Annotated in this window: 18 protein-coding genes; 16 read left to right on the forward strand and 2 right to left on the reverse strand. The window is 24.2% G+C overall.

The features are described from left to right. Positions 1-7: 7 nt before the first annotated feature. The 12 genes from C7380_RS05635 to C7380_RS05690 all read left to right on the forward strand — a co-directional run bounded on the left by C7380_RS05635 (position 8) and on the right by C7380_RS05690 (position 11,839). Positions 8-1,195 carry an aspartate kinase gene (locus C7380_RS05635; protein WP_109604516.1) on the forward strand — a complete coding sequence of 396 codons (1,188 nt, stop codon included), beginning with the start codon at positions 8-10 and terminating at the stop codon, positions 1,193-1,195. After that, positions 1,192-2,322, forward strand: a complete 1,131-nt coding sequence (locus C7380_RS05640; protein WP_109604517.1) for an aspartate aminotransferase family protein — start codon at positions 1,192-1,194, stop codon at positions 2,320-2,322. The genes C7380_RS05635 and C7380_RS05640 overlap by 4 nt, the downstream gene beginning before the upstream one ends. Beyond that, the gene (locus C7380_RS05645; RefSeq protein WP_240597522.1) at positions 2,319-3,413 is read left to right on the forward strand and encodes an amidohydrolase; all 1,095 of its coding nucleotides are present in this window, start codon (positions 2,319-2,321) and stop codon (positions 3,411-3,413) included. The genes C7380_RS05640 and C7380_RS05645 overlap by 4 nt, the downstream gene beginning before the upstream one ends. A gap of 25 nt (positions 3,414-3,438) precedes the next feature. Further along, complete coding sequence (locus C7380_RS05650; protein WP_306765954.1) at positions 3,439-4,215, forward strand: carbon-nitrogen hydrolase family protein; 777 nt, start codon at positions 3,439-3,441, stop codon at positions 4,213-4,215. Between the two features lie 180 nt (positions 4,216-4,395). Continuing rightward, positions 4,396-6,453 carry a BglG family transcription antiterminator gene (locus tag C7380_RS05655; RefSeq protein ID WP_109604519.1) on the forward strand — a complete coding sequence of 686 codons (2,058 nt, stop codon included), beginning with the start codon at positions 4,396-4,398 and terminating at the stop codon, positions 6,451-6,453. Between the two features lie 29 nt (positions 6,454-6,482). Further along, entirely contained in the window at positions 6,483-6,959 is a 477-nt protein-coding gene (locus tag C7380_RS05660) for a PTS sugar transporter subunit IIA (protein ID WP_109604520.1), read from the forward strand. Between the two features lie 26 nt (positions 6,960-6,985). Beyond that, positions 6,986-7,261 carry a PTS sugar transporter subunit IIB gene (locus C7380_RS05665; RefSeq protein ID WP_109604521.1) on the forward strand — a complete coding sequence of 92 codons (276 nt, stop codon included), beginning with the start codon at positions 6,986-6,988 and terminating at the stop codon, positions 7,259-7,261. Positions 7,262-7,299: 38 nt separating this feature from the next. Further along, positions 7,300-8,640 (forward strand): PTS galactitol transporter subunit IIC, encoded by a 1,341-nt coding sequence (locus C7380_RS05670; protein WP_109604522.1) that lies wholly within the window; start codon positions 7,300-7,302, stop codon positions 8,638-8,640. A 15-nt stretch (positions 8,641-8,655) separates the two neighbouring features. Then, positions 8,656-9,315, forward strand: coding sequence for a class II aldolase/adducin family protein (locus C7380_RS05675; protein WP_109604523.1), 660 nt, complete (start codon positions 8,656-8,658; stop codon positions 9,313-9,315). Positions 9,316-9,373: 58 nt separating this feature from the next. Further along, positions 9,374-10,381, forward strand: a complete 1,008-nt coding sequence (locus C7380_RS05680) for a dihydroxyacetone kinase subunit DhaK (protein ID WP_109604524.1) — start codon at positions 9,374-9,376, stop codon at positions 10,379-10,381. Between the two features lie 13 nt (positions 10,382-10,394). Then, complete coding sequence (locus tag C7380_RS05685; protein WP_109604525.1) at positions 10,395-11,018, forward strand: dihydroxyacetone kinase subunit L; 624 nt, start codon at positions 10,395-10,397, stop codon at positions 11,016-11,018. Positions 11,019-11,029: 11 nt separating this feature from the next. Then, positions 11,030-11,839: a Cof-type HAD-IIB family hydrolase gene (locus C7380_RS05690; protein WP_158274792.1), complete on the forward strand. Its 810-nt coding sequence runs from the start codon at positions 11,030-11,032 to the stop codon at positions 11,837-11,839. 57 nt (positions 11,840-11,896) lie between these two features. Here C7380_RS05690 and C7380_RS05695 read toward each other — a convergent pair whose 3' ends face one another. After that, positions 11,897-12,661 carry a carbon-nitrogen hydrolase family protein gene (locus tag C7380_RS05695; RefSeq protein WP_109604527.1) on the reverse strand — a complete coding sequence of 255 codons (765 nt, stop codon included), beginning with the start codon at positions 12,659-12,661 and terminating at the stop codon, positions 11,897-11,899. Between the two features lie 99 nt (positions 12,662-12,760). Between C7380_RS05695 and C7380_RS05700 the strand changes: the two genes are divergently transcribed. The 4 genes from C7380_RS05700 to C7380_RS05715 are packed head-to-tail and all read left to right on the forward strand — an operon-like array spanning position 12,761 to position 18,883. Next, positions 12,761-13,798 (forward strand): GGDEF domain-containing protein, encoded by a 1,038-nt coding sequence (locus tag C7380_RS05700; RefSeq protein ID WP_109604528.1) that lies wholly within the window; start codon positions 12,761-12,763, stop codon positions 13,796-13,798. Positions 13,799-13,811: 13 nt separating this feature from the next. Next, a complete protein-coding gene (locus C7380_RS05705; protein ID WP_109604529.1) occupies positions 13,812-14,942 on the forward strand; it encodes an exonuclease SbcCD subunit D in 1,131 nt (376 codons plus the stop codon). After that, the gene (locus C7380_RS13480; RefSeq protein ID WP_109604530.1) at positions 14,942-18,064 is read left to right on the forward strand and encodes an AAA family ATPase; all 3,123 of its coding nucleotides are present in this window, start codon (positions 14,942-14,944) and stop codon (positions 18,062-18,064) included. Before C7380_RS05705 ends, C7380_RS13480 begins: the two co-directional genes overlap by 1 nt. Beyond that, a complete protein-coding gene (locus C7380_RS05715; RefSeq protein WP_109604531.1) occupies positions 18,065-18,883 on the forward strand; it encodes a YihY/virulence factor BrkB family protein in 819 nt (272 codons plus the stop codon). It abuts the gene before it with no gap. Between the two features lie 37 nt (positions 18,884-18,920). Here C7380_RS05715 and C7380_RS05720 read toward each other — a convergent pair whose 3' ends face one another. Next, a complete protein-coding gene (locus tag C7380_RS05720; protein ID WP_109604532.1) occupies positions 18,921-20,627 on the reverse strand; it encodes a methyl-accepting chemotaxis protein in 1,707 nt (568 codons plus the stop codon). Position 20,628: the final 1 nt, after the last annotated feature.

The following is a 20,628-nucleotide window of genomic DNA, read 5'->3' on the forward strand; positions in this document are numbered from 1 at the left end:
TGAAACAATGAATATAATAGTACAAAAATATGGTGGATCATCTGTTGCTGACAGTGAAAAAATAAAACAAATAGCAAAAAAAATAAAAGAAAAGATAAAAGAAAACAATAAATTAATAATAGTAGTATCGGCTATGGGAAAAACTACAGACAATCTCCTCAAATTATCAAGAGAAATATCCAAAAAACCAAATCTTAGAGAATTAGATATGCTTTTAACTACAGGAGAACAAATATCTGCCTCATTATTATCAATAGCATTAAACGAAATAAAAATAAAAGCAAAATCTTTAAATGCATATCAAGCTGGGATATATACAAATAATGAATACAATCACGCAAAAATAGAAAAATTTGATACAAAAAATATATTAAATCATTTAGAAAATTATCAAGTACTTGTTATAACAGGATTTCAAGGAATTAATCAAAATGGTGATCTAACAACACTCGGAAGAGGTGGCTCAGATACATCAGCAGTAGCATTAGCTTCCTCTTTAAATGCAAAATGTGAAATATATAGTGATTATCCTGGTATATATACAATAGATCCTAAATTATATCCGAATGCAAAAAAAATTAAAAAAGTTAATTATGATGAAATGTTAGAAATGTCAAGACTTGGCTCAAAAGTATTACATTATAGATCTGTTGAAATAGCCAAAAAATATAAAACAATAATATATTGTGGAGCAACATTTAGTGAAGAGGAGGGCAGTTATATAATGCCAGGCATAGAAGACTCAGTAGTTACAGGATTAAGTGTTGACAGAGGTCAAACACAAGTTAATATAATAAACTTACCAATAAATTATAGTTTAATAAATGAAATATTTAAAATAACAACAGAAAAAAGTTTCAATGTAGATATGATATCCATAATAAATGCAAATGATAAAATAAATGTTTCATTTAGTATAGTTGAAAATGATAAAGCAGATATGGACGAATTTTTAAAAACACATTTAAAAGAATTTAAAGATGTGAAATTAAGTTATAGATATAATTTAACAAAAATATCTGTAGTTGGAGTTGGAATGAGAAGTAGCAAAGGAGTTGCAATGAGATTTTTTAAATCATTAGATAAAATACCTATAACTCTTGTAACAACATCAGAAATAAAAATATCTGCTTTAATAGATGAAACAAATTTATCAAAAGCGATAAAGAATATAGCAGAGGAGTTTAGCTTATGAATTATTTAAAAATGTATGATTCATTTGATATAGAAATTCAAAATACAGATAGAATGTATATATATGATATAAAAGGGAATAAATACATAGATACTTTTTCTGGAATAGGAGTAAATGCATTTGGCCATAGCTATAAACCATTAATAGAAACAATGGAAAATAAAATGAAGAAGTTTATACATATATCAAATTTAATTTTAGATAAAGAAATACTTCAAGTAAGTGAAAAAATATCAAAAAGAGTAGATAAAAAATCAAAAATATATTTCTCAAATTCTGGAGCAGAAGCAATAGAAGCTTCTTTAAAAGCAATAAAAAAAATATCAACGAAACAAAAAAATAAAATAATTTACTTTACAAATTCATTTCATGGAAGAACACTAGGAGCTTTATCAATAAATGGATTTGAAAATCTAAAAAAACCATTTTATCCATTATATGAAAATACTGTAGAATTACCTTTTAATGATTCAAAAAAATTAAAACAATATTTTGATAAAAATGCAGAACAAATAATAGCTTTATATATAGAAACTATACAAGGATCAGGTGGAGTAAATCCAATAAATCAAGAATTTGCTAATACTATAAATGACTTAAAAGAAAAATATAATTTTGTATTAATAGCTGATGAAATACAAAGTGGACTTGGAAGAACAGGAAAATTTTATTCATATGAAAATTTTAATATAAAACCTGATATAATAACATCAGCAAAAGCACTTGGCGGAGGATTACCACTTGGTGCAACAATATTCACAGAAAAATATGCAGATATATTACAAAAAGGAGATCATGGAACAACATTTGCGCCAAATCCAGTAGCTATAAGTGCTGCAAACTATCTCATGGAAAATATAAACGAATTGATGCAAAATGTAAATGAACTATCTCCTTATTTTATGAATAAATTATCAAAGCTCTCAAAAGTAAAACAAATAAGGGGAAAAGGATTTATGATAGGAGTAGAAATAATAAAAGAAGACCCTGAATTAAAACAAAAAGCTTATGAAAATGGAATATTATTAAATATAATAAAAAATAAAACTATAAGATTATTACCTCCTTTAAATACTACAAAAGATGAGATAGATGAAATAATAAAAAAATTGGAGAGTGTAATATGATAAAAAGTGCTGAAGAAATAAGGCATCATCTTCATATGAATCCTGAAATCTCATTCGAAGAAAAAGAAACTACAAAATATTTAAAAAACCAAATAAAAGCTCTTTCGAAATACTATAAAAAAGAATTAAAAATATATACACCTTTGGAAACAGGATTAATAGTAGAATATAGTTATGGAGAAGGAAATTACGTACTATATAGGGCTGATATAGATGCATTAGAAATAAAAGAAACTACAGAATATGAATACAAATCAAAAAATGGAAAAATGCATGCATGTGGACATGATGTACACACATCTATACTCTATGGACTATTAGAATACTTATTAAAAAATGAAATACAAAAAAACATATTATTATTATTTCAACCCGGAGAAGAAACTGGTGGCGGAGCTTTAAAAATACTTCAAACGGGAATATTAAAAAATTTTTCAATAGAAAGAGCACATGCTCTTCATGTAACAGATGAATATGAAAAAGGGACATTATATACCAATGATGATATACTATTCTCATCTGCAATGGAAGTAAACATAGAAATTATTGGTAAATCTGCTCATTGTGCATTTCCTGAAGATGGTATAAATGCAATGGAAGCAATGATAGATTTAATACAAAAAAGTAAAACAATAGAAAATCCTGAAAAATATATATTTGCAATGGGAAAATTAAAATCTGGTAATATAAGAAATGTAATACCAGAAAAAGCTAAAATAGAAGGAACAATAAGAACAAAAAAATCTAAAAATGCTGAAATAATATATAAAGAAATAGAAAAAATATTAGAAGAAATAAAAAACGAAATGAAAATAGATTATAAAATTGAAAAAGGCTCATTTTATAAAGAAGTAAAAAATGATGAAATATTATATCAAAAAATTATCAAAAAAATACCTGAAATTAGAAAATGTGATTACAAATTTACTGGAGAAGATTTTGGATTTATCAGTCAAGAATATCCATCAATAATGTTTTGGTTGGGAACTAAAATAGAAAATCATTATGGACTTCATTCGCCAAATTTTTTGCCAGATGATCAAAATATAGAAATTGGTAAAAATTTTTTAATAAAAACATTAGATATATAAAGGAGGCTTAAAAATAAAATTATCAATAGTTCAAATGTATTCTAAATTCAATGATATAAACCAAAACTTAGAAAAACATATACAATATATAAAAAAAGCTCATGAGAATAATTGTGACACAATATTATTCCCAGAGTTATCATTAATTGGTTATGATCTTAATCAAATTAGCAATTATAAAAACACATATGAACAAGAACAAATATTAAAAGAACAAGCATTAAAGTATCAAATGAATATATTGTATGGAACTATTCATGAAACAAATGATAAAAAATATATAACACACAAATTAATAAACAAAGATAAAGAAGAAAAAATATATAAAAAAATACACTTAGGTAAAAATGAAAAAAAATATTTTAACGAAGGAAATGAAATTCCAATATTCCAAATACAAAGTAAAAAAGAAAAAATATCAATTGCTTTTGGAATATGTTATGATATGCATTTTCCTGAATTATCTTCAATATATGCAAAAAATAATGTAAAAATAATATTTTCGCCTCATGCATCATATATAAATGCAAATATGAGATTAAAAATATGGAATAAATATATGATGGCAAGAGCATATGATAATCAATTATACATAATAGCTTGTAATAACATATTTTATAAAGATGATCAAATATTGGGAGGCGGAATAGCTGTTTGGAATAAAAAAGGTGAAATAGAAATAAAAGAAGAAACAAATAAAGAAAAAATGATAATACATAAAATAAATCCATTCCAATATGAAGGAAAAAGAAGTAATTACTTAAAAGATAAAAAATATGAACTATACAAAAAATACATATAAAAAGACAAAAAATGAAATAGAGCTATTTTATATTAAATAGCTCTATTTTTATTTAATCGCTTATAACTGGTCTTTTTGGGGAATTTTGGGATAGACTATAAAAAACCTTCCAAAAAAATGGCAAAAGAATGTAAATTGACTGTAACCTAATTTACAACTATAATTAAAACGGTGATCAAAATGTTAAATCAAAGAGAATTAGAAATAATTAAATTTCTGATAGAAAATAAAAAAATAAGTTCTGAAGAACTTTCTGAAAAATACAATGTATCAGAAAGAACTATAAGACAAAATATAAAAAATATAAACGATTTTCTAAACATAAAAGGACTATCAAAAATATATACAAAAAATAGTCTTTATTTTATGGATACAGATCAAGACTTTCAAAAAATACAAAATATATTTTATGATATAAGATTATTAACTCAAAATGAAAGATTAGATTTAATGGAATTATATTTATGTTTAGAAGATAGTTTAAATCTTACAAGAATATCAGAAGAACTTATGGTATCAAGAACAACGATAAAAAATGATTTCAATTATTTGATGCAAAAATTATTAAAATATAATATACATTTCAAGTATTCACAAAAAATAGGTTATTACATAGAAGGAAATAAAAGTACTTTGAACGATTATATATACAATAGATTAAATAAATTTTGTAAATATTTTATAAAAGATAATATAGAAGACTCATTTCAAAATAAAATAAATGAATTATTTCTTGAAAAATTACCTAAAAATATAAAAATAAGTATAAAAGAATTTTTGAAAAATATAGAAAAAAAATTACAAATAGAACTCACAGTTGAATCATATAAAATAATATTTTTAAAAATAATATTAATAATGCTTAAAAAAAATTGTGATATAGAAAATAGAGAATTATATGAAAGTTTTTTGAAAGATACTCAAGAATATAAAATAATAGAAAAAGATATAAAAAGCTTATCAAAAAAAATAAAATATGAATTTACAAAAGAAGAAATACTTGAAATAACTGACTATATAATGGGAATGACAATATCGCATAATAACGATTATTTTCTTGAAAATTGGATACATGTTGAAATATTAGTTAAAATGTTAATAAATACATTCAATAAAATGTCAGAAATAGACATAAGTAATGACAAGATATTATTCGATTTTTTAATATATCATATAAAACCTACATTGTATAGAATAATGAGAGGGTTAAAATTAGATAATATGATAATAGAAGACTTTGTGATAAAAGAAACTCCTGTTATAGAAAAAACAAAAAAATTAATAAAGATAGCAGAAAAAAACTTAAAAATAAAATTTCCAGAAGAAGAAATAATATTATTAGCTTATCATTTTAAAGCGGCGATACAAAGAAATATAAACAAAAAAAATGTGAGAATACTACTAGTATGTGGACTTGGTTATGGTACATCAAAATTATTAGAAAAAACAATATTAGAAAATTTCAAAGTAGACATAATAGATACGATACCAAATCATAAGCTTCAAGATGCTTTAAAACAATATAAAAATATAGACATAATACTAAGTACGATAAATATAAATACAAAAACAGAAAAACCAATAATAAAAATAGATCCTTTCAAAGAAAATGATGTAATAGAAAAATTAGATGAATACAAAATAGAAAGAAATCATTCAAAAATAAAAATAACAGAAATATTTGAAATAATAGAAAGTTCACAAAAAATAAAAAACAAAGAATTACTTGCCGAAAGATTATATAAAAAATATCCAAATATATTTATAAACAATTTAAAATCAAATGTAAAAAATATATCAAATTTTATAAATGAACAAAATGTAAAAATAATTCAAAAAGCTGAAAATTGGGAAGATGCTATAGCAAAAGGTGGTGAACTACTACCTTTAAAAGGAATAAAAAAACAAGACTATATAAATCAAATGCAAAGAATAGTAAAAGAATACGGTACTTATATCGTATTTGACGAAGGTGTAGCAATACCACATGGTTCTATCGAACCAGAATTAAAAAACTTTGTAATGAGTATTTTAGTCTTAAAAGAACCGGTATACTTTCCGGATGGCCGAAGTGTAAATATATTATTTTGTTTTGCGACAAATAATAAAAATTCTCATATGTTCTTCTTAGATGATTTATTCTATATGATGAGAAATCTAAATATTAGAGAAGAATTTACAAAATTTAAAGAAGAAAAACAATTAATAAATTTCATAAAAAAAATACTATGTGATTAAAAAACCTCTAATAAAAAGGAGTCAAAGAAATGTTGGAAATATCAAATTTACTAAATGAAGATTTAATACTATTAGACTTAGAAGCAGAAGATTGTGAAGACGCCATAAAAAAGATGTCAAGTAAATTAATTGAAAAAGGATATGTAAAAGAAAGTTATAAACAAGCGATACTCAAAAGAGAACAAACATTTCCTACAGGATTAGACACGGGAGAAATCAAAATAGCTATTCCACATACAGACTCAACACATGTAATAAAACCTGGAATACTTGTAGCGAAATTAAAAAATGAAATAGAGTTCAAAGACATGGGAAATCCATCTAATAGATTAAAAATAAAAATGGTATTCATGCTTGCAGTAAAAGATCCAAAAGCACAAGTGCCAGTACTTACAAAATTGATGGGAATATTTTCAGATCAAGAAGGAATAAAAAAAATATATGAATCAAAAACAGAAAAAGAATTATTAAATTCAATATTAAACACAATTGATTCAAAAAAATAAAACACAAAGTATGGGGAGGAAGAAATATGAAAAAAATAGTTGTAGCATGTGGTTCAGGAGTAGCAACATCTCAAACAATAGCATCAAAAATTGATAGTATGTTACAAGATGAAGGAATAAAAGCTAGTGTAGAAGCAGTAGATATAAAATCTTTAGACAATATAATAGATCAAGTAGATGTATATGTAAAAATAGTTTCAGGACCTACAAATTATGATATTCCAACTATAAATGGAATACCTTTCTTAACAGGAATGGGAAGAGATGCAGAATTTGAAAAATTAAAAGAATATTTAAAATAAAATTTTTTTAAACGATAAAAAACAGGGGAGGTTCTAACATGTTTGCCGATATTCTTAATTATATATTAGACTTAGGTGCAGCAATATTTTTACCTATTATAATGATAATACTCGGATTAATTATGAAAATGAAACCTAGAAAGGCGATAATTGCTGGATTAACACTTGGTGTGGCTTTTACAGGAATGAACTTAGTGTTAGGATTTATGTTTGATACAATAAGTCCAGTTGCACAAGAATTTGTAAAAAATACAGGGATACAATTTAATACAATAGACGTTGGTTGGTCACCTATGTCAGCAATATCATGGGCTTGGCCATATGCGCTTTTAATGTTCCCAGTTCAAATAGTATTAAACATAATAATATTAGCTTTAAATAAAACAAATGTATTAAATGTAGACTTATGGAACGTATGGGGAAAGATATTTACAGCCACTATGGTAGCAGCTATAACAAACAGTGTAATATTAGGATTTGCTGCAGCTATAGTACAAATAATTTTAGAATTGAAAATTGGAGAATTAAATCAAAAACAAATATATGAAGTAACAAAAATACCTGGAGTAACTTGTACACATTATATGACATTACAATGTGTAATAATGAATCCTGTAAACAAATTATTAGATTTTATACCAGGATTAAAAGATTCGAAAATGAATGCTGATAAATTAAAAGACAAAATAGGAATATTTGGTGAAAATAGTGTTATGGGTTTCATAATTGGTGGAATAATAGCATTAGTTGCAGGTTATACAGTTAAAGATTCGTTAAATATAGCAATAAAAGTTGCAACAGCATTGGTTTTATTCCCAATGGTAGCAAAATTATTCATGCAAGCTTTAGCTCCAATAGCTGATGCTGCTGGTGAATATATGAAGAAAAAATTTAAAGATAGAGAAATATTTATAGGATTAGACTGGCCATTTATGGCAGGACAATCAGAAATATGGGTTGTAGCTATATTATTAGTTCCATTAGAATTATTATTTGCAATATTAATGTCAAAAATGGGACTTAGCAATATATTACCTCTTGCAGGTATAGTAAACATAATAGTGGTTGTTCCAGCTTTAATAGTAACAGGTGGAAATTTAATAAGAATGCTTATATTAAGTATAATATTCACACCGTTTTACTTATTTGTATCATCAAGTTTTGCTCCATTTGTAACAGATCTTGCAAGAAAAGTAGGTACTATAAATATACCTGATGGTCAAATGATATCATATTTTGGAGTTGAAGCTCCTTTCTTTAGATGGATAATTTCAAATGGACTTGCTGGAGATATATTAGGTATAATTGGAATGATAATATTCGCAGTATGTTATTATTTCTTTGTAAAAGAAATGAAAAAAAGAAATGCAAACTTATAAAGGTACGGTGATAAAATGTTAGAAAATTTAAAAAAAGAAGTAATAAGAGTTGCAGTACACGCTCAAGAAACAGGACTTTGCAAACACAAATCAGGAAATTTTAGTATAAGAGATAAAGAAACAAACTATGTAGTAGTAACTCCTTCGGCAGTTGATAGAACAGAACTTACAGTAGATGATATGTGTGTTTTAGACTTAGATGGAAATGTAGTTGAAATAGTAAATAAAAATAGAAAACCATCGAGTGAAACAATGATGCATCTTGAAATATATAAAACAAGAGATGATGTTTTTTCAGTTGCACATACACATTCAAAAATGGCAACATCATTTGCAGTTCTTGCAAAACCAATACCTGCTATAATTTATGAAGTTGCTGGTTTTGGATTGAAAGATGGCATAGTACCAGTTGCACCATATGGAAGACCTGGTACAAGAGAGCTTGCATTAAGTGTAGTTGAACCAGTTAAAAGATCTGATATGTTCCTACTTGAAAAACATGGAGTTGTTGCGGTAGGTATAAATATAGATGATGCATTATTAAAAGTTGAATATGCTGAAGAACTTGCTGAAATATATTTCAATGCTTTATTAATAAATGGAGGAAAAGAACCGGATGCATTTACTCCAGAAGAATTAAGAGGATGGAAATACCCTGAAAAATTTCAAAAATAAATAAAATAAGACACTCTTATATTAAAAATATAAGAGTGTCTTAAAAATGGAGGCAAAAATGAAAAAAATAATAAATAATCCAGAAAATTTTGTCAAAGAAACTGTTGAAGGAATAAAACTTGCATATCCTGAAAAAGTTGATACACTTGAAAATGATTTTAGAATATTAATAAGAAAAAATAATCCAAAAAAAAATAAAGTGGGAATAGTTACAGCCGGTGGAAGTGGACATCTCCCAGTATTTCTTGGATATGTTGGAGAAGGCATGATAGATGGATGTGCTATAGGAAATGTATTTGCTTCTCCATCATCACAAAAAATGTATAAAATGATCAAAGCTTGTGAATTTGGAAAAGGTGTTTTATGTCTGTATGGAAACTATGGTGGAGATAGAATGAATTTTGAAATGGCATGTGAAAATGCAGATTTTGATGACATAAAAACAGCTCAAGTTCTTGTGAAAGATGATGTTGCTTCTGCAGATGAAAATAAAAAAGATACAAGAAGAGGAGTTGCGGGTCTTGTATATGCTTATAAAATAGCTGGAGCAGCAGCAGAAATGGGATATGATCTTGAAAAAGTAGTGGAAATAACTCAAAAAGCTTTAAATAATATAAAAACAATGGGTGTAGCCTTAACACCATGTATAGTCCCAGAAGTTGGAGAACCTACATTTAAAATAGAAGAAGGTAAGATAGAAATAGGAATGGGAATACATGGAGAACAAGGAATAGAAATAAAAGATATGATGAATGCAGATGAAATTGCACAATTAATATTTGAAAAATTAAATAAAGAATTAAAATTACAAGAAAATGATGAAGTATCAGTTATGATAAATGGACTCGGTGCTACCCCTCTTGAAGAACAATATATAGTATTTAGAAAAATTGCAAAAATATTAAATGAAAAAAATATAAATATAATAATGCCTCATATTGGAGAGTATGCAACATCCATGGAAATGGCTGGTTTATCAATTACCATATTCAAACTCGATCAAGAGCTAAAAGAATTATTAAAAAAACCTGCAAATACTCCATTTTATACAAATATAAACAAATAAAGGTGGAATAAAAATGAAAAAAGAAGACTTAAAATCAATCATAAATAATATACATGAATTAATAAAAGAAAATAAAAAATACCTTATAGAACTCGATCAAATGTTTGGTGATGGAGACTTAGGAATATCTATGGAACAAGGATTTGAAGGAGTAAAAAAATCACTTTTAGATGAAGAAAAAGATATGGGAAAAATATTTAGAAACATGAGTACAGCCTTAAATGAATCAGCACCATCTTCATTGGGAACAATAATATCATTTGGAATACTTGGAATGGCAAAACAATTAAAAGGAATAGAAGAACCAAATACAAATCAAATGTCTGAAGCATTTGAAAAAGGATTAGAAACAATAATGCAAAAAGCAAGATCTGAAAAAGGTCAAAAAACAATATTAGATTCTATTATACCTGCAATAGAAACCTTCAAAAAATTATCTCAAGAAAATAAAAACATAAATCAAATAACATATGAAACATTTAAAGCAGCAGAAAAAGGTTGTGAATCAACAAAAGAAATGATGGCTGTTCATGGAAGAGCTGCATACCATAAAGAAAAAACACTTGGAGTAATAGATGGAGGTTCAGTTGTTGGAAAATTAATATTTGAAGGAATATGCAAATATTATAATGACTAATGGTGAAAAAAATGATAAAATTAATAGCTTTAGACTTAGATGGAACATTATTAAATTCTCAAGGTAAAATAACTGAAAAAACTATACAAACGATAAAAAAAGCTCAAAATATGAATAAAATAATAACCCTATCTTCAGGAAGAACAAAAAAAGGACTTGAAGAATATATAAAAATTTTAAAATTAAATAATACAAACAGTTTCATAATAGCAAATACAGGCTCATACATATATGAATTAAATACAAATCAAATAATTCATATGGCCACAATTGATATCAATATAGCAAAAAATATTTATGAAAAAACTAAAACAGAAAATATACAAATATGTATGTATGATGAAGAAACATTATACTATTATGGAGATAAACCGAATGAAGCCCTAAAAAAAGATGCTTCAATACTAAAAATGAATACAAAATATATAGATATATATAAAAAAGAAAATCAAACAAAGAAATTTGGTAGGATAAATATAATGGGAACAAAAGAAAATATAGAAAAATCATTAAAAAAAATTGATAAAGAAATTTTAAAAAATTATTATACAGTTTGGAATATAGAATCTAGTTTTGAAATATTAAACAAAAAAGCTAACAAAGCAAATGCTTTAAAAATTTTGGCAAAATATTTAAAAATAGAAAAAGAAGAAATAATGGCAATAGGTGACAATAACAATGATAAAGAAATGCTTGAATATGTAGAAAATTCTGTTGCAATGGGAAATTCAAATCAAAAAATAAAAAAAATATGTAAATATACGACAAAAACAAATGATCAAGATGGAGTTGCTCACGCAATAAATAAATGGGCATTATAGTATACTTCTCAATATATAGCATATGATCAAAATGGAGGCTTTGCCTCCATTTATCATTTATAAAGGTAAAGTAAAATAACTATCATATATAAAACAATTAAAATTCAAATCCCAATCAAAAATTAAAAGGTTAGAATTTATATCCTTAAAAGAAAAAATTCTTTTACCCTCAACAATCAAAGAACTTTCAGCATTCCAAAATTTTAAAGATTTTTCTTCACCAGTTCTATTACAGACAAAAAAAGGAATACCAGTTTCAATACTTCTACTTTCCCATTCCCCATTAGGTCCATAAAGACCAGGCCCCCATGATGAAGGTGCTAAGACAATATCAACATTCTGAGATTTTAAGTAATTTGAAAATTCTTTTTCATATGCATCTGCACATATAACAATACCAAAACGTTTATTAAAAATTTCGAAAACTTCTATAATATTACCTGGACTTGACCATTCATCTATAAAACTTGAAAATTTTCTTTGTTTACCTACTAATACACCATCACTATTAATAAAAAAAATAGAATTATAATACTTATTATTGAAAAAATCTTTCTCTGGAGAACCTAAAAAAAGATTCAAATCATACTTTTTACATTTACTCATAATAGATTTCATCCAATTATCTGGCTGAACACATATCTTATTAATAATTTTTTTAGAAAAAAATTGTAGTCCAGAAACAGCTAATTCAGGAGTTAAAACAATATCAACATTATTTTTATAAGCTAAAAAAAGACCTTTTTCTATATATTTTTTATTAAAATCAAAATCATCGCATAAAAGATTCAAATGTAAAAAAGCAACTCTAATAGTATTCATAAACACCTCCAAAATTTTAGAATAATTTATAAAGTGTTATAATTATAACAAACAATTAATACAAAACTTAAATGAATTTATAAAAATAGGGGGAAACAAATGAATAATGATTATAAACTTGAAAACAAAATATTTGATATTATACTTATAATATCTATAGTATTATCTATATTTTCTATGATAGGAAACATACTTTTTAAATTTCCTCTAAATGTAAACATAAAATGGATAGGGTTTATATTAATTTCTTTGATAACTTATATAAAGAAAAATGATGAAGAAAGAAAAATCGGTAAAATACTATACTTTTCATTTCTTATATTTTTTATGATACCATATGGATGGTTTAATTCTGGTGGAGCGGCTAATAACACTATGGGATATGCATTTTTATTATTAATTGCAATTACCTACTTAGTATATGGAAAAACAAGAATATTTTTTATAACATCACTAATAGCAATGCTCACAATTCTACATATAATAAGTTATTATTATCCTAGTTTAGTTGCTATATATGACTCAAAAAGTCAGTTTTATGATAGACTTATACAAATTCCTTTAACCTTCATAGGTACATATTTACTCGTAAAAAAATTTTCAGATGCATATAGAAATGAAAAAGAAAAACTTGAAAAAACCAATAATAAATTAAAATTTTATGCCAATAAAGATACAATAACAGGACTATACAATAGAAGATTTTTAGATCAAAAATTAAAATTAATAATAAATAATGCTGATTGTGAAAAAAAAGAAATTTATTCAATAATATATGATATAGATAATTTCAAAAAAATAAATGATAATTACGGTCATGATTATGGAGATTTAATAATAAAAGAAATTGGAAATATAACAAAAAATATTTTCAAAGAAGATTCTTTCAATGCAAGATGGGGAGGAGATGAATTTTATACAATATATTTTGGTGAAAAAGAAAAATTAATAAAAAAATTAGAAATGTTAAAAAAAGAAGTACAAGAAAAAACAAATATAAAAAGTATTAAAATTACAATAAGTATAGGATATACAAGAATAAAAAATGTTGATACCATAGAAAGCCTTTTAAAAAGAATAGATAAAGCTTTATATACATCAAAAAAAGCGGGTAAAAATCAATATACATATCTATGAAAGGAAGGGGAAAATGAAGATAATACATACAGCAGATTGGCATCTTGGTAAAATAATATATTCAAATTATATGACTCAAGAACAAGAATATATATTAGAACAATTCATAAATTATGTAGAAAAAAACAAACCTGATGTAATAATAATATCTGGTGACATTTATGATAGATCAATACCTCCTTCAGAAGCTGTAAACTTATTAAACAAAGTTTTATCAAACATAGTTATAAAAAATAAAATACCGACTATGATAATATCTGGAAATCATGATAGCGAAGAAAGATTAGAATTTCTCAATGGAATACTTTCAGAAATGGACTTACATATAGAAGGAAAAATAAAAAAACAAATAAAAAAAGTTATAATAAATAAAAATTCTAAAGATAAAACAAATTTTTATTTATTGCCATATATAGAAATGCAAAAAGTAAAAGATCTATATGAAATAGATTTCCAAACAAAAAATGAAGCTTTGAAATATATAATAAAAGAAATGAAAATTGATACAAATGAAATAAATATATTAATATCACATGAATATGTTGCTGGAGGAATAGAAAGCGATTCTGAAAGAATATTATCAATAGGAGGAACAGAATATATTGATCCTCAAATATTGAAAGACTTCGATTATGTTGCACTTGGACATTTACATGGACCGCAAAAAATAAAATATGAAAAAATAAGATATTCAGGTTCACTCATGAAATATTCATTCAGTGAAACTAATCAAAAAAAAGGAATGAATTTAATAGAAATAAATCAAAAAAATGATATAAAAATAAAACAAATAAACTTCAAACCAAAAAGAGATATGAAAATAATAAAAGGGTTATTCAATGAAATAATAAAAATGGAAAATACTGATGATTATTTACACATAATAATAGAAGATCAAGAACCAATATATGAAGCAATAAACAAATTGAGAACAAAATATCCAAACGTACTATCATTAGAATTTCCTAATCTAAAAACTAATAATGATATAAAAACAAATAAAAAAAATATCAAAAATATATCACCAAATGAATTATTCTATTATTTTTATGAAGAAATTAAAGGGAAAAAAATAAATGAAAATCAAAAAACATATACAAATAAACTTTTTGAAGAAATACTAAAAGAAAGAAGTGAAGAATAATGAAACCTATAAAATTAAAATTAAAAGCATTCGGCCCATTTCTTGAAGAACAAAACATAGATTTTTTAAAATTACAAAAAGAAGGTTTATTTTTAATAACAGGACCTACTGGAGCTGGGAAAACAACTATTTTTGATGCTATATGTTTTGCTTTATATGGAATTGGATCGATGGGAGAAAGAGGGAACTTAAACTCAAGATCCGACTTCGCAGATGAAGAAACTGATACTAAAATAGAATTCGAATTTATGCTCAAAGAAAAACTCGTGAAAATAAAAAGGAATCCTTCGTATATAAGAAAAAGAAAAAGAGGAGAAGGAATAACAGAACAAAAAGCAGATGCATCATTAAAAGTTTATGAAAATGAAAAATTAATAATACAAGAAAATGGATACATTCAAGTAACAAAGAAAGTAGAAGAAATATTAAATTTAAACTATGAACAATTCAGACAAATAATGATGATACCTCAAGGTGAATTTAGGACATTCTTAACGGCTGATTCAAATCAAAGAGCTGATATTTTTAAGAAAATATTTAATATAAAAATATATGAAAAATTTGAAGATAAAATAGATGAAAATTATAAAAAAATAAGTGCAGAACTCGAAAAAAATAAATTGAAGATAAAAACAATATCAGAAAAAGTATATATAAACACAAAAGAATACACAGAATTAATAAAAAACGATTACATAAATACAGAGGATATAAAAATACAAATAGAAAAAGAAATAAAAAAAATAGATGAAGAAAAACAAAAAACAATATTAGAAAAAAATAAAAAACAAAAAGAACAAAAAGAAAATAATCAAAGATATGAACAAATAAAAAATACAAATGAATTAATAGCAAAAAAGGAAAACATAGAATTAGAAATAAAAGAACTATTAAATAAAGAAAAATATATAAAAGAAATAGAAAAAATATTGGAAAAAATAAAAAAAACAGAGAAAATAGTACCTTATGAAAAAAAATACGAAGAACAAATATCTGAAAGATTAGAAAAACAAGAAAAAATAAACTCAGAAGAACAAGAACTAAGAAAAAATATAGAAAAACAAAGTATAATATCAGAAAATTTATTAAAAATAGAAAAAGAATATCAAAAAATATCAGCAATAAAAAAATTAAATGAAGAATTAGAAGAAAATATAAAAAAAATACAGATTTTAAAAGAAAAAGAAGAATTTTATAAAAAAATAAGCAAACAATTATATGAAAAAGAAAAATATATAAAAGAAAAACAAAAAATTATAGACATAAATAAAATAAATCTTGAAAAAAACGAAAAATATATAGAAGAAAGTGAAAATATAGATTCAACAATGACAAATGAACATATAAAAGAAAAACAAAAAATCTTAAAATCAATTAAAATTATTGATCAAAAATACCTACAATTTGAAACAACTTTAGAAGAATATGAAAAAAAACAAAAAGAAAAAAATTCTATCGAAATGAACTTACAAAATCTCAGAAAAGAACAAAATGAAAAAATAGAAAAATTATTAAAAAATCAGTCTTATAAAATTGCAGAAACATTAAAAGAAGGTCAACCATGTCCAGTATGTGGTTCTATAAATCACCCAAATCCAGCAAAAACTCACACCGAAATCATAAATCAAGAAGAAATAGAATATTTAAATAAAAAAATAGAAAAAGAAGAAGAAGAAAAACAAAATATACAAAAAAAATATGAAATAATAAATAAAAAATACAATGAATTAGAATCATTTATAAAACATGAATATATAAGAATATGTCAAGAAAAAAATATAAAAAATGAATTAGACCAAAAAAAACATATAAAAAATTTAATTAAAGAAACTCAAGAAGAATTAGAAAAATTAATGGAAAAATATGTAAAAGAAAGAAATCAAATAGAAGAAATAAAACAAATAAAAGAAAATAATAAACAAATAAAAGAAAATTTAAAAAAATATGAGAAAGAAGAAAAAAGTATACAAATTGAAATAGATCAAATAAAAAAAACTGAAACAGAAGAAAAAATAAAAATAGATCAAATAAAAAATGAAATAAAAAATAAAACAGAACAAGAAATAATAAAAGAAAGAGATAAAAATATTAAATTTATACAAGAAATAGAAGAAAAATATAAATTTTATAAAAAAGAAAATGATCAATTATTAGAAAAAATAAACTCCCAAAAAGGTATAATAAATTTATTAAAAGAAGATATTGGAATTTTAAATGAAAAAATAGAATACACATTAAAAGAATTAAAAGAAAAATTAGAAGAATATAAAATGAAAGATTTAGAGGAATATAAAAAATTTAAAAATAAAATAAATGAAATAAACAAATTAGAAGAAGAAATAAAAGAATATGATGAACAAACTCAAAATAAAAAAATTATATTAAAAAATCTTGAAGAAATGACAAAAAATCTACAAAAAACAGATGAAAATCCAATATTAAAAGAAATAGAAAAAACTGAAAATGAAATTGAATTATTAATAAAAAAAGAGTCAAATATAGACTATAAAATAAAAGATTTTAAATCAATTATTGAAGAAATAAATGAAATTCAAAAAGAAACAGAAAAACAAGAAAAAAATTATAAAATGATAAAAGAATTGAGAGATATTGCAAAAGGCAACAATGAATCTAGAATAAGTTTAAGCAAATATGTACTTGCTTATTATTTTGAAGAAATATTAGATCAATCAAATCAAAGATTAAAAAAATTAACTGAAAATAGATATAAACTTTTTAGAGCTTCAAAAGTATTAGATGCAAGAAAAAATGAAGGACTTGAAATAATGGTATTTGATAATTATACAGCTAAAGAAAGAGAAATAAAAACTTTATCCGGAGGAGAAAGTTTTAAAGCGGCTTTATCGTTAGCTTTAGGCCTTGCGGATATAGTACAAAAACATTCTGGTGGCGTATCTTTAGATACTATATTTATAGATGAAGGATTTGGAAGTCTTGATAATAACTCTTTAGATAATGCAATAGAAGTATTGTCTCAATTAAATGCAAATGGAAGAATGGTTGGAATAATATCTCATGTAAATGAATTAAAAGAAAGAATAAATTCGAAGATAGAAATAATACCAAATAAAAAAGGAAGTATTATAAAAAGAGGGATTTAAATGAATAAAACAAAAATTTATAAACTCTATAAAAAAATACAAAAAGATCAAGTAAATGCAATAAGTGGAGAACTAACATATTTTCTAATACTTTCTATATTTCCATTTTTGATATTCTTTTTAAATATATTAAATTATACGGGAATACCCCATGAAATACTGATAAGTGAATTAATAATAACATTACCGGAACAAACTCAACAACTTTTAAATAACATAATAAAAGAAATCTCTCATAATAGTTCTGGAACTCTTTTATCTATAAGTTTTATATTGACATTATGGACTGGATCAATAGGAATAACAGCGATGATAAGAGCTATAAATAAAGCTTATAACATAATAGAAAACAGATCATATATAAAAATAAAATTAATTTCATTAATTTTTACAATATTCTTGGCATTATTAATAATAATAGTTTTAACAATGCTTGTATTTGGACAAATAATAGGAAACAAAATATTTGTATATTTTGGAGTTTCAAAATTTTTTAAAGATTTTTGGGAAATAATAAGAAAAGTAATACCTTTAATCGCTATGATATTGACTTTTGCAATGCTTTATAAAATAGCTCCTGCACAACAAAAAAATTTAAAAATAAAATTAAAACAAACAATTCCTGGTGCAGTATTCACAACTATAGGTTGGATAATATCTTCTCATATATTTTCATTATATATAAACAATTATGCAAATTATTCTACAATGTATGGTAGTTTAGGGGGAATAATAATACTATTAATTTGGTTATATATAACAAGTATGATGATAATAATAGGTGCTGAAATAAATGGAATAAACATAAATCCAATATAAAAAAGGGCATTTTAAATTTTTAAAATGCCCTTCAGTATTAAACATCAAACTGTGAGATAATATTTTTTAAATTTTTAGAAACAGTATCAAGATTTTCAGCTTTATAATGTAAATCATTCTGTACTGTAGAAAGACTGTCTATTGCTTTAGAAGATTCTTTTATTTGTAAAGCAATTTCATTTACAATAGAAGAAACTTTTGTCATTGCAGCTCCCATTTCTTCAGCTGAAGCACTTTGTTCTTCACTTGTAGCTGTCATATTTTCTATTTCTGAATTCATCTTCTCAACCATATTTTTAATTCTATCAAATTGAGAGGTTACTCTTCCCATCTCATTATAAATTTGAGTTATTATATTAGTATTTTCTATTGATGAATCATTAACAGAAGAAGTAGAACTTCTAATATCCTGTAAAATAATACCTATTTCAGAAGTTGCTTTAGAACTCTCTTCAGCAAGTTTTCTGATCTCTTCTGCTACAACTGCAAAACCTTTACCAGCTTCACCTGCTCGAGCTGCTTCAATGGCTGCATTTAAAGCTAATAAACTTGTTTGTTCAGTTATAGAATTAATAGTCTCTATAATCTTACTAACATTATCAGCACGTTCTTTAAGTATGGAAACTTCTTTTTGAGATTCTTCTGATTTATTTTTTGCCAAATTAATAGTTTGTTCTATTTTTTTTATTATTTCGGAACCAGACTCAGAAGCTTCGGTAGTCTCTTCAGCTGAAATATTAATCCCCTGAGCTGCTTTTGCAACCATTTGAGCACTTGTTGCAACTTCATGAACTCCAGAAGAGATTTCTTCTACATTAGAACTTGCATTTATAGCATTATCGGTTATATTATCAGTTTGAGCGACGAGTTCTTCTGTAGAAGAAGAACTTTCTTCAGAAACTTTTTTAAGTTCATCACTTGAAATATTTAAATTGGAAGTAATTTCTATAATATCAGAAACAATAGTTCTTAGTTTTGAGACCATAATATTTAAATTATAGGACATATAAGAAATTTCATCAGAACCTTTTTCTTCAAAAGAAACTTTTAAATTTCCAGAACCAAAATCTGCAATTTTTTCATTAATGCTTTTAATCCTCTTCCTTATAAAAAACCCTATAAAACTTATAATGATTATAGAAATAATAGTTGATATTATAAAAAGTATCAAATCAGATATAAAAACATTAAGAACTTCTTTTTGAATATCATCTATATAAAACCCAGTTCCCCAAAAGAAATCTAAACTATTAGAAGAATCGATATAAGAAAGTTTTGGTGCAACTAAATTAGAATTAGGTTTTTCAAAATTATAATCATAAAATCCACTTTTATCTTTCTTAGCGATATCTATAAAATCTTGCACAATATATTTTCCATCACTATCTTGCATATTTATAAAATTCTCACCTATTTTTCTTCCACCATAAGGAACTACAATATTCCCTTTAAAATCATAAACAAAAATATAATTATTATCATCATACTTCATCTGAGGAATTAAAATTCTCAACTGCTCATAAATATCTTCTAAAGAAATTTCATTACTCTCAAATTTTTCTTCAAAAGAATTAATAATTCCACTTGAAATATCAACTAGATATAAAAGGGTTTCTTGTTTTTGTTTATAAATAGTATTATATATCTCATTATAAAGCCTTGTTAAAAATAAACTACTCAAAACAATTAAAATTATAACTATAGGTATCAGAAATTTCATTGTAAGACTTAGTTTTGATTTCATA

The sequence above is a fragment of the Oceanotoga teriensis genome (genome assembly GCF_003148465.1).
Classification (GTDB): Bacteria; Thermotogota; Thermotogae; order Petrotogales; family Petrotogaceae; genus Oceanotoga; species Oceanotoga teriensis.